The organism is Nocardia violaceofusca NBRC 14427 (genome assembly GCF_963869435.1).
GTDB lineage: Bacteria > Actinomycetota > Actinomycetes > Mycobacteriales > Mycobacteriaceae > Nocardia > Nocardia aobensis.
Map to the genome: position 1 here is coordinate 252,553 of NZ_CAWMPM010000014.1, position 14,530 is coordinate 267,082.

Annotated in this window: 12 protein-coding genes; 8 read left to right on the forward strand and 4 right to left on the reverse strand. The window is 69.0% G+C overall.

The genetic code is table 11. From position 1 onward, the window contains the following. Positions 1 to 203 precede the first annotated feature (203 nt). Entirely contained in the window at positions 204 to 512 is a 309-nt protein-coding gene (locus tag AC5592_RS14910) for a chorismate mutase (protein ID WP_036505489.1), read from the forward strand. A gap of 159 nt (positions 513 to 671) precedes the next feature. On the opposite strand, the gene AC5592_RS14915 is transcribed toward AC5592_RS14910, so the two are convergent. Further along, positions 672 to 2,123, reverse strand: a complete 1,452-nt coding sequence (locus AC5592_RS14915; protein WP_063064537.1) for an NAD-dependent succinate-semialdehyde dehydrogenase — start codon at positions 2,121 to 2,123, stop codon at positions 672 to 674. 119 nt (positions 2,124 to 2,242) lie between these two features. Between AC5592_RS14915 and pgi the strand changes: the two genes are divergently transcribed. Next, complete coding sequence (gene pgi / locus AC5592_RS14920) at positions 2,243 to 3,895, forward strand: glucose-6-phosphate isomerase (RefSeq protein WP_063064508.1); 1,653 nt, start codon at positions 2,243 to 2,245, stop codon at positions 3,893 to 3,895. 267 nt (positions 3,896 to 4,162) lie between these two features. After that, positions 4,163 to 4,933: an ArsR/SmtB family transcription factor gene (locus tag AC5592_RS14925; RefSeq protein WP_198163837.1), complete on the forward strand. Its 771-nt coding sequence runs from the start codon at positions 4,163 to 4,165 to the stop codon at positions 4,931 to 4,933. A gap of 21 nt (positions 4,934 to 4,954) precedes the next feature. Here AC5592_RS14925 and AC5592_RS14930 read toward each other — a convergent pair whose 3' ends face one another. Both AC5592_RS14930 and AC5592_RS14935 read right to left on the reverse strand, forming a co-directional pair. Further along, entirely contained in the window at positions 4,955 to 6,574 is a 1,620-nt protein-coding gene (locus AC5592_RS14930; RefSeq protein ID WP_036505493.1) for an acyl-CoA dehydrogenase family protein, read from the reverse strand. 10 nt (positions 6,575 to 6,584) lie between these two features. Next, positions 6,585 to 7,181 (reverse strand): TetR/AcrR family transcriptional regulator, encoded by a 597-nt coding sequence (locus tag AC5592_RS14935; RefSeq protein WP_036505495.1) that lies wholly within the window; start codon positions 7,179 to 7,181, stop codon positions 6,585 to 6,587. Positions 7,182 to 7,234: 53 nt separating this feature from the next. Here AC5592_RS14935 and AC5592_RS14940 point away from each other — a divergent pair, with 53 nt between their 5' ends. Beyond that, positions 7,235 to 8,008, forward strand: coding sequence for a crotonase/enoyl-CoA hydratase family protein (locus AC5592_RS14940; RefSeq protein WP_063064510.1), 774 nt, complete (start codon positions 7,235 to 7,237; stop codon positions 8,006 to 8,008). A gap of 6 nt (positions 8,009 to 8,014) precedes the next feature. Next, complete coding sequence (locus tag AC5592_RS14945) at positions 8,015 to 9,241, forward strand: hypothetical protein (RefSeq protein WP_063064511.1); 1,227 nt, start codon at positions 8,015 to 8,017, stop codon at positions 9,239 to 9,241. Here the strand turns inward: AC5592_RS14945 and AC5592_RS14950 are convergent. Continuing rightward, positions 9,228 to 9,938 (reverse strand): pyridoxamine 5'-phosphate oxidase family protein, encoded by a 711-nt coding sequence (locus AC5592_RS14950; protein WP_036505501.1) that lies wholly within the window; start codon positions 9,936 to 9,938, stop codon positions 9,228 to 9,230. The genes AC5592_RS14945 and AC5592_RS14950 overlap by 14 nt on opposite strands. Positions 9,939 to 10,028: 90 nt before the next feature. On the opposite strand from AC5592_RS14950, the gene pdxR reads away from it, so the two are divergent. The 3 genes from pdxR to AC5592_RS14965 all read left to right on the forward strand — a co-directional run bounded on the left by pdxR (position 10,029) and on the right by AC5592_RS14965 (position 14,521). Beyond that, positions 10,029 to 11,441, forward strand: a complete 1,413-nt coding sequence (gene pdxR / locus AC5592_RS14955; protein ID WP_063064512.1) for a MocR-like pyridoxine biosynthesis transcription factor PdxR — start codon at positions 10,029 to 10,031, stop codon at positions 11,439 to 11,441. Positions 11,442 to 11,520: 79 nt separating this feature from the next. Next, positions 11,521 to 12,897: a hypothetical protein gene (locus AC5592_RS14960; RefSeq protein WP_232329355.1), complete on the forward strand. Its 1,377-nt coding sequence runs from the start codon at positions 11,521 to 11,523 to the stop codon at positions 12,895 to 12,897. Between the two features lie 16 nt (positions 12,898 to 12,913). Beyond that, the gene (locus AC5592_RS14965; protein WP_063064513.1) at positions 12,914 to 14,521 is read left to right on the forward strand and encodes a hypothetical protein; all 1,608 of its coding nucleotides are present in this window, start codon (positions 12,914 to 12,916) and stop codon (positions 14,519 to 14,521) included. Positions 14,522 to 14,530: the final 9 nt, after the last annotated feature.

Here is a 14,530-nt window from a genome sequence, read left to right on the forward strand (position 1 = left end):
AGACTGGCCACATGACCAGCGCGCTCACGACCTCTGCTGTTCAGGCGTACGAAGGTATTCGTGGTCGCCGATTTCGCACGTGAGCGCATACTCGACGGGGGACAATTCAAGGCCGAACAGGTCTGTTTCACGGTGGAGGAATCACATCGGTAACGGGGCAGGGCCGCACGCCGATCGAAGTTCTGACACGAGGAGAAGAAAGTATGAGCACCTCTACTGAGCCGATTGATCAGCCAGCGACCGGTTCCGATGCGACGTTGCCGAGTAGTGAGGCGGAGATCGAGAAGCTCCGCAAGGAGATCGATCGCCTCGACGCCGAGATTCTCGCAGCCATCAAGCGGCGCACCGAGGTCTCGCGCATCATCGGCCGCACCCGCATGGCCAACGGTGGCCCGCGCCTGGTGCACTCCCGCGAGATGAAGGTGCTGGAACGCTTCAGCGAACTGGGTCAGGAAGGTCACACGCTGGCCATGCTGCTGCTCCGCCTCGGCCGCGGCCGCCTCGGCCACTGAGTTACCGCCGCCTCGGCCACTGAGTTACCGCCGCCTCGGCCACCGAGCTACACAACCCACCGAGACCACGCGGCGATCGTCTCGACGAACTCCGCGACCCCAGGCCGCCCCGGGTGCCGATCCCCCGGGGCGGTCGTTTCGTATCCGGGGACTGCCGGGTCAGGGCAGGGCGATGTACTTCGTCGACAGATACTCCTCGATCCCCTCGAAGCCGCCCTCGCGGCCGAATCCGGAGGCCTTGACCCCGCCGAACGGCGCCGCCGGATCGGAGATGACGCCGCGGTTGATGCCGACCATGCCGCTCTCCAGCCCCTCCGCGATACGCAGCGCACGATCCAGATCGCGGGTGTAAACGTAAGCGACCAAACCGAATTCGGTGTCGTTGGCGGCGGCGAGGCCCTGCTCCTCGGTATCGAATCCGACGATCGGCGCGACCGGTCCGAACACCTCTTCGCTGAGGATCCGGGCCTGCTCGGGCACCTCGCACAGCACGGTCGCCGGATAGTAGTACCCGGTCCCGCCGGGCGCCTTCCCGCCGATGCGTACCTCGGCGCCGCGCTCGACCGCGTCCTCCACCAGTTCGCTGACGGTGTCGAGCTGATCCTGGTTGATCAGCGGGCCGAGGGTGGTCGACGGGTCGTCACCGGGGCCGAGTTTCACCTCCTGCATGGCGGCGACCAGTTTGTCGGTGAACTCGGCGCGCACCGAGTTGTGCACGTGGAACCGGTTGGCGGCGGTGCACGCCTCGCCTCCGTTGCGCAGCTTCGCCAGCATCGCGCCCTGCACCGCGGCATCGATGTCGGCGTCGTCGAAGACCACGAACGGGGCATTGCCGCCCAGTTCCATCGAGGTGCGCAGCAGGCCGTTCGCGGACTTCTCCACCAGTTTCTTGCCGACGCCGGTCGAGCCGGTGAAGGTGAGTTTGCGCAGCCGCGGATCGTTGATCAGCGGTTCGGTCACCGCACCGGAGTGGCTGGAGGTGATGACCGACAGCACCCCGTCCGGCAGCCCGGCCTCACTGCACAGCTTCGCCAGCAGCAGCATGGTCAGCGGTGTGGCCGAGGCGGGCTTGACGATCATCGTGCAGCCCGCGGCCAGGGCCGGGCCGATCTTGCGGGTGCCCATCGCGAGCGGGAAATTCCAGGGCGTGATGGCCAGGCACGGCCCGACCGGCTGTTTGTGGACGACGATGCGGCCCGTCCCGGTGGGCGCGGTCTGGTAGCGGCCGTGCACCCGGACCGCTTCCTCGCTGAACCAGCGGAAGAATTCGGCGCCGTAGCGCACCTCGTTGCGGCTCTCGGGCAGCGCCTTACCCATTTCCAGGGTCATCAGCAGGGCGAAGTCCTCGGTGCGCTCGACGATCCGCTCGTAGACCGCGCGCAGGATCTCGCCGCGTTCGCGGGCCGGGGTGGCGGCCCAGCTGTCCTGCGCGGCCACGGCCGCGTCGAGGGCGCGCACGGCGTCCTCCGGCGTGGCGTCGGCGACGTGTACGAGGGGCTCTCCGGTCGCCGGATTCTCGACCGCGAAGGTGGCGCCACCGGTGGCATCCACCGGCCCGCCGATCCAGAGTTGAGTGGGGACGGATTCGAGTAACTCGGTTTGCGACACCATGTGCTCAGGGTAGGCCGCGGTGGACGCGAGCGCGGGCAACTGCCAGGTGGGCTGTGACTACCTGCGCGTAGCGAAACGACTACCTGCGCGTAGCGGAACTGGTCTGTAATCTCGCGGGGGTGAGCAGCGACATCACCGCGACGGCGGCCTGGCGGAAACTGCACGATCACTATTCGGCCGTGGCCGACCGGCATCTGCGCGAGTTCTTCGCCGAGGATCCGGAGCGGGGACGCGAGCTGACCGTCGAGGTCGGCGATCTGCACATCGACTACAGCAAGCACCGCATCACCCGCGAAACCCTGGATCTGCTGCTCGATCTGGCGGAGACGGCGGGGGTGGCGCGGCGCCGGGACGCGATGTTCGCGGGCGAGCACATCAATACCTCCGAGGACCGCGCGGTGGGCCATGTCGCCCTGCGCCTGCCGGCCGGCGCCTCGATGACGATCGACGGCGCCGACGCGGGTGCGCAGGTGCACGAAGTGCTGCGCCGGATGGGCGAATTCACCGATGCGGTGCGCTCGGGGCAGTGGCGCGGCGCGAGCGGTGAACGCATCACCACGGTGGTGAACATCGGCATCGGCGGCTCGGATCTGGGACCCGCCATGCTGTATCAAGCCTTGCGGCACTACGCGGATGCCGGTATTTCGGCGCGATTCGTCTCCAATATCGACCCGGCGGATCTGATCGCGAAGCTCGACGGCCTCGACCCGGCACACACCCTGTTCGTCGTTGCCTCCAAGACGTTTTCGACGCTGGAGACGCTCACCAATGCCACCGCGGCGCGGCGCTGGCTGGTGGCGGCGCTCGGCGAGGACGCGGTCGCCAAACATTTCGTGGCGGTGTCCACCCATGCGCAGCGGGTGGCCGACTTCGGCATCGACACCGCGAACATGTTCGAGTTCTGGGATTGGGTCGGCGGCCGCTACTCGGTGGATTCCGCGATCGGGCTGTCGATGATGGCGGTGATCGGCAAGGAACGTTTCGCCGAATTCCTGGCCGGAATGCACAGTGTCGACGAACATTTCGTTTCCGCGCCGCCGGAGCGCAATGCGCCGGTCCTGCTCGGCCTGCTCGGGGTCTGGTACTCGAATTTCTTCGGCGCCCAGTCGCGCGCGGTGCTGCCGTACTCCAACGATCTGGCGCGCTTCCCGGCCTATCTGCAGCAGCTGACCATGGAGTCGAACGGTAAATCGGTGCGCCTGGACGGCAGTCCGGTGACGACCTCGACCGGCGAGATCTTCTGGGGCGAACCCGGAACGAACGGACAGCACGCCTTCTACCAGTTGCTGCATCAGGGCACCCGGCTGGTGCCGGCCGATTTCATCGGATTCGCCCGTCCCACCGATGATCTCGCGACGCGCGACGGCTCCGGCAGCATGCACGACATCCTGATGAGCAATCTGTTCGCGCAGACGAAGGTGCTGGCCTTCGGCCGCACCGCGGCGGAGATCGAAGCCGAGGACGGCGGCACTCCGGATTTCGATCCGGCCCTCGTGCCGCATCGCGTGATGCCCGGTAACCGGCCTTCCACCGCGATCCTGGCCCCGCAGCTCACCCCGTCGGTGGTCGGACAGTTGATCGCGCTCTACGAGCACCAGGTTTTCGTCGAGGGCACCATCTGGGGCATCGACAGTTTCGACCAGTGGGGCGTGGAGCTGGGCAAACAGCAGGCGCTCGCGCTGGAGCCGCTGCTCACCTCCACCGAAGATCCGGCACCGCAATCGGATTCGTCGACCGATGCGCTGATCCGGTGGTATCGCGGCCACCGCTGATCCCGCCACCACGGAAATACCTCGCCCGGATGCGTCATTGATCTCATGCCGGGAATGTGAGCACGGCGCTGCCACGGGCCGGCGCGCAGTTGTCACGTCCGGAATATGACCTCGGTTGCACAACATCTGCTGTGCGCTGGCCTGATCGGCCTGGCCCTCGCCGCCGCCCCGTGAGATCCCAACCGCACAGCGCACCACCCGGACCTGTTGACTTATGCAGGTAAATACCTGCATAATTTTCCCGTGCAACCCGAACCGGATATGGACGTGGTCTTCAAGGCGTTGGCCGACCCGACACGGCGACTGCTACTGGACCGGCTTCGTGAGCAGAACGGGCAGACCCTGCGCGAACTGTGCGAGCGGGTGGAGATGGCGCGCCAGTCACTGACGCAGCATCTCGACATCCTGGTCCGAGCCGGACTGGTCACCGTGCTGCGACGCGGGCGGGAACGGGTGCACTACATCAATCCGGCACCAATCCACGACATCGAACAACGATGGATCTCCGTCTTCGACAGGCCGCGACTGGATGCGATCCGGGCCATCAGAAACCAGGCTGAGGAGTACGCCATGAGCACGACCGTGCCCACCTACGTCTACGTCACCTACATTCACGCCAGTGCCGAACAGGTCTGGAAGGCACTGACCGACGCCGATCTCACCGCCCGCTACTGGGGACATGCGAATGTCTCCGACTGGCAACCGGGTTCGAGCTGGGAACACCGCCGCGTCGACGGCTCGGGTGCGGTCGACGTCGTCGGCGAGGTCATCGAATCGGATCCGCCGCACCGCCTCGTGGTGACCTTCGAGGACATGCCGGATGCCGACCGGTCGCCGTCGCTGGTCACCTTCCTCGTCGAACCGCACCGCGATATCGTCCGGCTCACCGTCACCCATGAGAATCTGCCGAATCAGGATATGCTGCAGGGTATTTCGAGCGGTTGGCCCGCCGTGCTGGCCAACCTCAAATCCCTCCTCGAGACCGGCGACGTACTGCCGCAGGCCCCGTGGGAGATGTCGAGCGAACCGGTGAGCTGAGCCGGATCGTGCGAAACCGGATCAGACGAAGGCGCGCTGCAGGATCGCCTCGGTATCCACCCCCACCGGGAGGGTGCCGAAGGCGATCCCCCAGTCACCACCGAATCGGCTGGCACAGAACGCATCCGCGACCGCGGCGTGACCGTGGCGCACCAACTGCGCGCCCTGCAGCACCAACGCCATCAGTTCGACCACGCGCCGGGCGCGGAACTCGATATCGCTGAGGTCGGTGAGCTCCTTGCCGATCCGGTCGATCGCGTCGTCGAGGTGGTGGTTGGCGCCGCGGGCCAGCGACACCTCGTTGAAGTAGGCCTCGACCGTCTCCGGCTGACGGCCCATGGCGCGCAGGGCGTCCAGCGCCGCAACATTGCCCGAGCCCTCCCAGATCGACATCAGCGGCGCCTCCCGGTACAGCCGCGGCATACCCGACTCCTCGACGTAGCCGTTGCCGCCGAAGCATTCCAGCGCCTCGGCCGCGTGCGCCGGGGCCCGCTTGCAGACCCAATATTTGGTGACCGCCAACGCGATTCGGCGCAGTGCCGCCTCGGCGGGGTCGGTCGCGGCGCGGTCGGTGGCACCGGCCAGCCGCATCATCACCGTCGTCGCGGCGTCCGATTCGATCACCAGATCGGCCAGCACATTGCGCATGGCGGCCTGGTCGATCAGCTTGGCGCCGAACGCTTCCCGATGCCGCGCGTGGTGCGCGGCGTAGACCACACCGGTGCGCATGCCGGTCGCCGAACCGATCACACAGTCGAGCCGGGTCATGTTCACCATCTCGATGATGGTCTTCACACCCGCACCCTCGGCGCCGACCAGCCAGCCGGTCGCGTTCTCGTACTCGATCTCCGAGGACGCGTTGGACTTGTTGCCCAGCTTGTCCTTCAGGCGCTGCAGCCGCAGCGCGTTGCGGGTGCCGTCGGGCAGCACCCGCGGCAGCAGGAAGCAGGACAGGCCGCCCGGCGCTTGGGCCAGCGTCAGGAACATGTCCGACATCGGCGCGGAGGTGAACCACTTGTGCCCGACGACGCGGTAGGTACCGTCGGATTGCGGTGTGGCCGTGGTGGTATTGGCCCGGACGTCGGAGCCGCCCTGCTTCTCCGTCATCGACATCCCGGCGATCAGGCCGGCCTTCGACGAGGGTTCGCGCAGGCCGAAATCGTAGGTGCGCGAACCGAGTAGCGGCTCGAAGCGGGCGGCCAGTTCGGGGTTGTGGCGCAATGCCGGAACCGCGGCGTAGGTCATCGAGATGGGGCACATGTGTCCGGCGTCGGCGATGCCCCACGTGTAGAACTTCGCGGCGCGGGCGACGTGCGCGCCGGGCCGGTCGTCGAGCCAGGGGCTGCCGTGCAGGCCGTGCCGTACCGCGACGTCCATCAGGTTGTGCCAGTAGGGGTGGAACTCCACCTCGTCCACCCGATTGCCGTAGCGATCGTGAGTGTGCAGCACCGGCGGGTACTCGTTGGCCAGCCGGCCCCACTCCTGCGCCTCGAAACTACCTGCCAGCGCGCCCAATTCACGCACCTCGGCCTCCGCCCAGCCGGCGCCCTCGCGGTGCAGGCCCTCGATCAGGGCCGGGTTGCGGGAGAAGTCGAACGGGGTGATCGGCGGGACCTGGTTGAACACTTCGTGGGTGGCCATATGAGTTCTCCTATTCGTGCGCGCCGAGGGCCCGCAGGGCGAAGGCGACGAGTTCGGGCACCACGGATTCGCTCTGCAACTGCTCGGCCAGCGGTCCGACCAGCACCTCACCGATGGCGCCGACCAGGGCGGTGGCGGTGGTGCGCGGGTCCTGCGGCGGCAACTGCCCGGCGCCGACACCGTCGGCGATCGCGGTCTCGAAGGTTTCGGCGAACGCCCGGCGGAAGCGCAGGCGTTCGGTGTCGACGCTCGCGTCCACGGGTTCGGCGAGCAGGACGTAGGCGAGTTTGGGATTCTTCAGCGCGCGCCCGGCGAAGGTCTCCACCGCGGCGGTGACCCGCTCGACCACACCGCCCTCCGCCCCGGCCTGCGCGACCGCGGCGACCTCCCGGGTGACGACGTCCCGGAACACGGCGGTGACCAGTTCGGACTTACCGCTGAAGCTCTTGTAGACGGTTCCGGTGGCGACCCCCGCCTCCGCGGCGACGGTGGCCATCGACAGCCCGCCGAAGCCCTGCTCCGAGAGCACCTTCATGGCCGCGTGCACGATGGCGCGCGACTGGGCGTCCAGTCGGGCCTGCACGGCGGGGGTTCTGCGGTACGCCACGCAAGAAGTGAATCACATATTCATTTCTTGACGCAAGGGCCGGGGCGGGCCGTATGGTCGAATTCGTGAGCGTACGAATCGAGCGCAGCGGGCCGGTCTTCACGGTGATCCTGGATCGCCCCGAGGCGCGCAATGCCGTCGACGGACCGACCGCGCAGGCGCTGGCGGCGGCGTTCCGCGAATTCGATACCGACGACACGGTGGCGGTCGCGGTGCTCTGGGGCGCGGGCGGCACCTTCTGCGCCGGGGCGGATCTGAAATCGCTGGGCACCGAGAAGTCCAATCGGGCGGCCGAGGACGGCGACGGGCCGATGGGCCCCACCCGCATGACGCTGACCAAACCGGTGATCGCCGCGGTCTCCGGCTATGCCGTAGCCGGTGGACTGGAACTGGCGCTGTGGTGCGATCTGCGAATCGCCGAGCAGGACAGCACATTCGGCGTGTTCTGCCGGCGCTGGGGCGTCCCGCTGATCGACGGTGGCACCGTGCGACTGCCGCGCATCGTCGGCCACGGCCGGGCGATGGACATGATCCTGACCGGCCGTGCGGTCGCCGCACCCGAGGCACTGCAGATCGGACTGGTCAACCAGGTCGTGGCCCCCGGCGAATCGCGCGCCGCCGCGGAGCGGCTCGCCACCGAACTGGCCGCGCTGCCGCAGACCTGCCTGCGGTCGGATCGGATGTCGGCGCTGGAGCAGTGGGGGCTCGACGAATCGGAGGCGATGACGCGCGAGTTCCGCTACGGCTTCACCGCGCTGGCCGACGGCGCGCTCGAGGGTGCGCAACGGTTCGCCGGTGGCGCGGGCCGGCACGGATCGTCGGCCTGAGCGGCGATGGGCCGGCTCACCGTCGTCGACGAGATCTTCCTGCGCGCCCATCGCGGTCTGGGCACTCCCAGTGCGCTGCAAGGATTGTGGCGCACCGCCGACCCCATCGACCGCCGGCTGCTGGAACAGATCCACGCCGCCCTGCGCGTCGGCCCGCTCGGCCGCCGGGTCGTCCGGCCACGGGTGCCGGGTGCGCGGCCGTACTGGCGGCGCAACAACGGCGCTCATCCGTTGCGTATCGCCGGCGGCGGCATCACCACCGCTGATCTGCTGAGCTGGGCCGGCGAACAGGGTTACGAGCTGGATCCGGAATTCGGACCGGGATGGCGGCTGTCCGCGGCGGCGTTGCGTGAGGGCGGTTCGGTGGTGGCGCTGACATGTTCCCACGCCCTCGCCGACGGTCGCGGCCTGGCACTGGCCGTCGACCACGCGCTGTCCGGCACGCCGGTCACGGATTACGCCGCCCCCCAGTCGGATTGGGCCGATGCCGCCCGGCAGTGGTCCACCGTGGTGTCCGGCACCGCACGCGCCCTGCGCCACGGAGTTCCACGGGAATCCGGTGACGGCACGGGTCGCAGTGCCGAGACGGCGACGACCTCCGATGTGATACTTCAATTTCCGGCGGCCGATTGGGAGCTGGCCGCGGCGGGACGGGGTGGAACAGCCAATAGCCTGTTCCTCCATATCGTCGCGAAAATACTGTGGGACAGCGGCTTTCCCGATCCGACCATCACCGCCGCCGTGCCCGTCGACACCCGCGACGATCGCCGCGTCAACAACGACATGGCTATGACCGAAGTGGTGGTCGAACGCATCGACACACCCGCCATCCTCCGCGAGAAGTGCCGTGCGGCATACGAATACCGGATGTCCGGTCCGCCGGGCATGCCCGCGGAACTATTGCAGGTGCTGCCCGCGCGCGTGGCCCATCGGCTCTCGCGCGGTGCGGGCGAACGTGACATCCTGTGCTCGAATATCGGCACCCTCCCCGCCTCGCTGGCGCAGCTGGGTCCCCATCGCTGCACCGGCGTCGCCGCCCGGGCCATCCATCCCGGACTGCAACCGACGGCGCTGCCCCGCACGCGTCTCGCGGCCTATCTGTGCCGGATCGGGCACACGTACACCCTCGCACTGGTCGGCCTGGATCAGGAACACCTCCGATCCCCCGCTGCGCTGATCGATGTCGCGCGCAAGACGATCGAGCGGCTCGAGGTGCCGGTCACCGTCTGGTGAACCGGTGTCGACGGCCGGCAGCTTCGCCGGTTCCGGTACGCGCCGTCACGTGGTCCGGGGCAGCCACCGGGCGCACCAGGTCGGGCGCCGGGACCGGCGTGCCGAAGACCTGGCGGACCGGGAGCAAGCCCGCCCAGGCGTCGCTGTCGAGGTCTGCGGGATCGTCGGAGGGATCGCCGGTGCGGGTCTTCACCGAGGCTTCGGTGAGGTCGAGGGCCAGGACCAGGGTGGCCGCCAACTCCTTCTTGTCGGGCGCGCGCACGGTGTCCCAGGCGCCCGGGGCGGAATGTTCGACGATGGCGCGCAACGCGCGCAGCCGCTCCTCGGGATCGGTGACCTCGACCGGACGCCCGTGGATGACGGCGGAGCGGTAGTTCATCGAAAAGTGCATGGCCGCACGGGCGTACACGATCGCATCGACCAACGTCACCGCCACCGAGATCTCGCCGGTGAGGGCGGCGCGCATATTGCCCGCACCGGTCGATCCGTGCAGATACAGCGTGTCGTTCACCCGTCCGTAGATGGTCGGCAGCACGACCGGCGCGCCGTGCAGTAGCACGCCGATATGGCAGATCAGGCCGGCGTCGAGAACGTCGTCCAAGGCCGCGCGGTCGGTCGCCGCGCGGTCCCGGTAGCGAGTGACGGTACTGCGGCGGGTGGGAGAAAGCGCAGGTCCGGGAACTGATGTGGCGGTCATGGGAACAGCATCGCGCGGCGAATGGCATTATGAAATGGCCAATACACAGGCTTTCGAGAAGTCCACTTCGGAGCGGATCGGAGAACAACCGTGGACGAGCTGCCGCTCGCGGTCGATCGATCGGACCGGCGTCCGCTGTCGGTACAGGTCGCCGACGAGCTGCGCAAGGCCGCGACCGACGGACGACTGCGCGGCGGTGACCGTATGCCCTCCTCGCGAGCCCTCGCCGCCCGGCTCGGCGTCAGCCGCACCGTGGTCACCGCCGCCTACGACCAACTACATGCCGAGGGCTGGATCTCCGGGCGGCACGGATCGGGGACCTACCTCACCGCGGCACCCGTTCCGGCCTCGAACCACTCAGCCGCCCAGGCGGATTCGGATTCCGCCGGGGAACTGCTGGACCTCGCGCCCGGCGCCCCCTGCGCGGAGGCGATGGACAGCGCCGCATGGCGGCGGGCCTGGCGGGCGGCCGGCGATCGTGGCCCGTCGGTGCGCAAGGAGCGCGCCGGCGATCCCGGCTATCGGGCCATGGTCGCCGAACATCTGCTGCGCCATCGCGGGCTGCGCGTCGATCAACCGGCACGCATCATCGCGACAGCCGGAACCAGTTGCGCCGTAGCCGAATTCGCTCGTGCGGTACTGCGGCCGGGCGATGCCGTCGCCATCGAAGATCCCGGATATCTGCGCGCGGTCGGCGCCTTTCGCTCCGCCGGAGTCGAGGTGGTGCCGGTGCCGATGGACCGCGACGGGATCCTGGTCGCATCGATTCCCGCTCATGTCCGCGCGGTGTATTGCACTCCGGCACATCAATTTCCACTCGGCGTACGGATGCCCGCCGGCCGCCGGGTCGAGCTCGTGGACTTCGCGCGGCGCACCGGCGCGGTGATCGTCGAAGACGACTACGACGGGGAACTGCGCTACGACAGCGCACCGCTGCCCTTGCTCGCCGGGCTCGCGCCCGACCTGGTCGTCCACCTCGGCACCACCTCGAAGATCCTTTCGCCCACACTGGGCGTCGGATGGCTGGTCGCCGCCCCATGGATCGTGGCGGCCGTATTGGCGCACCGCGAATCGACCGGCGCTTGGCCGGCGCCGGCCGGTCAGTTGGTGCTGGCCGAACTCGCCCGCCACGGCGATCTTGCCCGCCATCTGCGCCGATTGCGCCGGGAAGTACCGCCCCGGCGCACGCTCACCGTCGCGGAACTACGCCGCCACGGCCTCGATATCCGCGGTGACGACGCCGGTTCCCACCTGGTGGTTCCCCTCCCCGATGCGGCGGCCGAAGGCCGTGCGATCGAGCTCGCGCGCCGCCGCGGTGTTCTCCTCGACGGGCTGGCCCGCCACCACGCCGGACCCCGGCAGACATTCGGCATCGCGCTGGGATACACCGCGGTGCCCCGCGACGAACTCCCCCGCGCCCTCCGGGTCGCCGCCGAATGCCTCGCGGCCGCCGCGCGCGAGACGAACACCGATGTGCGCGCCACTTTCCAGGGGTGGCAATAGCAGCCCGGTTGCATGCGGGCCTCGGTTACGAAATTCTCGATCCGTATGCGGCCCTGACGAGCGATAGATCGAGGCGGTGGTGGGAATTGAAGATCTCGCGGACTCGGCGGACCGGATCATCGCGGGCTTGCGCGAGCTCGCACCGCCCGGATGGCAACGGCTGGAGGCATCGTTCGCGGTGACCGTTGTCACCGAGTCGGCGTTGTTCCTGGTCGACGACGGTAACGGGCCGATCAGGTGTCAGGTGTCGGACGAGGTGTGGGCGTCGGTGCGCCGGCACCGGCAGCTCTCGGCCGAGCTGCAGAGCGAGCCGTGGTGGCGGATAGTGGTGCGGGCCGACACGGAAGAGGCCGAGGTCGTCGTCGATCACGGGGCCGAGCCGTTTCCCGGGGAGCAGTTGTTCGCGCCGCAGGCGTACCTGGCCGACCTGGAACATCATCCGCGCGGTCGGCTGCCGGTGTGGTTGGCGGCGTACATCGGGCGCGGTGAATCCCAGTCGAGGCCACCGCGCGCCGCCTGGGACGGAATGCGGGCGGACCGGAGCGCGGGCGTGCGGGCGGTGCCGGTCACCGGTGAGTTGCCGGACCTGCGAATACTGTGGGCACGGTGGGCGGTGCTGGCCGCGGCCTTCGTGGCGGTCGGCTCGGAACGGGGGCCACGCATCGGTCCGTCCGTGGGCATCTTCGAAAGCGCGGCCCACAGCGGCTCGACGTTGACGTTGCTTCCCGGAGATCGGGCGGTGCTGTCGGGTGGCGTATGGGAGGCCCCCGCCTTGGACGTCGCCTACAACGGGGGTGGCGCGATGCCGAATGTGTTTGCGGGAGCGCCGGACTGGGTGGCGGACCCGGTGCTCAATCCGCGGGTGCTGACCGGCATGCTGTCGTTTTGTTTCTGGTGGGAGGAGGGGCAGTGGTACCGGGGCGAATCCGCTCCGGTGTCGGAATGCGCGGCGGCGCTGCCCGCGGTGTGGACCACCGACACGGTGGCGCGAGTCGTCGCCGAGGTCGTTGAGAATCCGTCACCGGATGCCGCCGAGTTGCTGGTATCGGCCGCGCAAGCCGCCGCGGTGACACGTGAGGCGATCGTGCAGGTGGTCGGTGACGACACCGGTGTCGACGTCGCCGGTGCGCTGTTCCAGTTCGTCCTCGCGGATCTGGTTGCCGGAGAGGTCGCAGGGATCGGCGAGACGGAGGCGTTGGCACTGGTCCGCGATCACATCCGCGAGCGCGGGTACGACACCGCGGACTACCCCCCGTCGTCCTTGCGCGCCGACCGGGTCAGCGTGGGCTGGATGGTGCGATCGCCGGTGCCGGACAACGACATCGCGCTCGACCGCGCGGTCTTCTACGTCGCCGACGACGGAGTCGTGGAGCGCTCGAGTTCGTCGGTGCCGCTGTCGGTTTTCGTGACCGACTTCGAGCGACGACTCCGCCTGCGGGTCGGCGGCCGGAGCTGACGGTTCGAGGCGGGATATGAGCGGCGAACTTCGACTGGATCTGGCCGGTCTACGCGAACGGGGTGCACGGCTGACCGAACTCGCCGACCGGGTCGGGCAGACCTATGCGGGATTGCGCGATTGCCTGGATCAGGCTCGCGGTAGCTGGGGCGACGACTATATGGGCCGTCAGTTCGCCGAGCAGTTCACACCGCATGCCGATCAGATGCTGGCCAATGTGCGGGCGATGGAGCAGGGGCTGCACAGCACGGCGTCCGGAATCGTCGGTGTCGCAGACGAATTCGACGCCCAGGATGCCGATAACGCCGCCCGCCTGGCCGACGCGGCGGATGATCGGACTTCGGGAAGCGGGAGTTCGCCCACGCTTCGACCGGATGCCGCGGCCACCCTGCCGTCGCCGGTCGATACCGGTGCACAGGTCCCGTACGACCCCGCCGCGTCCTCCCCGGCGCGCAACTCCGCGCTCGCCGACGGTCCGGCGCAGCGCGCCGGCGGGACGCCGCGCGCCGAACAACCTGCGGCCGGTGGCTCGCAGTCACCGAACGGTTCTCCGGCGCGCACCGGCCCACAGGATGGGGCGCAGTCGCGCTCGCCGTGGAATCAGGATCGGCCGACGTCCGATCCGTCCGGGCACGACGGGCGACAGCCGGGCGGTGACTCCGGTCGCCGGTCCTCCTCCGTTTCGGCGCCGCCGTCCTCGTCGGCACCGCCTCCTGCCGACCGCCGCGCCGCGCCCCGAGCCACGGATGCCTCGTCCGGCGGCCGAGCGGCACCGACGAGACGGGGCGATACCCCGTGGGCAGGGCAGCCGCCTCGCCCTTCCGGCACACCGGGAAGGACCGAATCCCACGGAAAGACCGGATCTCCCGGCCGGCCGGACTCGAATCCCCGGCACGGTTCCCCACCCCGATCCGACCGTTCGTCGCGCGACAAGGCGCGTGCGGATGATCGGCGCCGCTCTCGCGAGCAGCGGGCGTCCGACCCGATGATCGGTTGGCTGGCGCGAACAGTGGCCGAGCGCCACGGCGTACAGGTCACCGGGTTCGACACACCTGGCCTCCAGCTGCCGCCCGTACGTGACTTTCTGTCAGCGGTGGACCGGGTGCTCACCGATTACCCGATGATCCAGCTGAATTCGGTCGCGGTAGCGGAGCTCGATGGTGAACACGGCACGGTGCGATGGAGTCGTGAACCGGGCGACGAGGGCTCCACCGGCTCGATGACGCTCGACCTGCGCACCGCGCAAGAACCGGCGGCCGCCCCGACCACGGAATCCGGCGGCGAGCCGGCGCGATCGGACATCTATCCGGCGACGCTCCACGAGTTCGGCCGGGCCCTCGACGACGCCGGTGGCGGCGCGGCGCGCAAGCAGGCGCAGCGGGTCCTGATCGGGGAATACCTGCGCCGGGAGCCGCAGCCGGATCGCACACTCGCCGAAGTGGTGAGCGGTTACCGGGACTGGCGAGCCGGTGTGGCCGGGAAGTCCGTGGCCCCAGGCGAATTCGATGTGGGCCACGCGCTCGGAATCGCGTTCGCCGAGGTGGTGCAGCACGGTGCCGAGGCGGGCATCCAGGCGAGATTGCTGCATGCGGTGCTGGTCGCCGCGGCATCTCGACCGGTGTAGGTGGTGCCG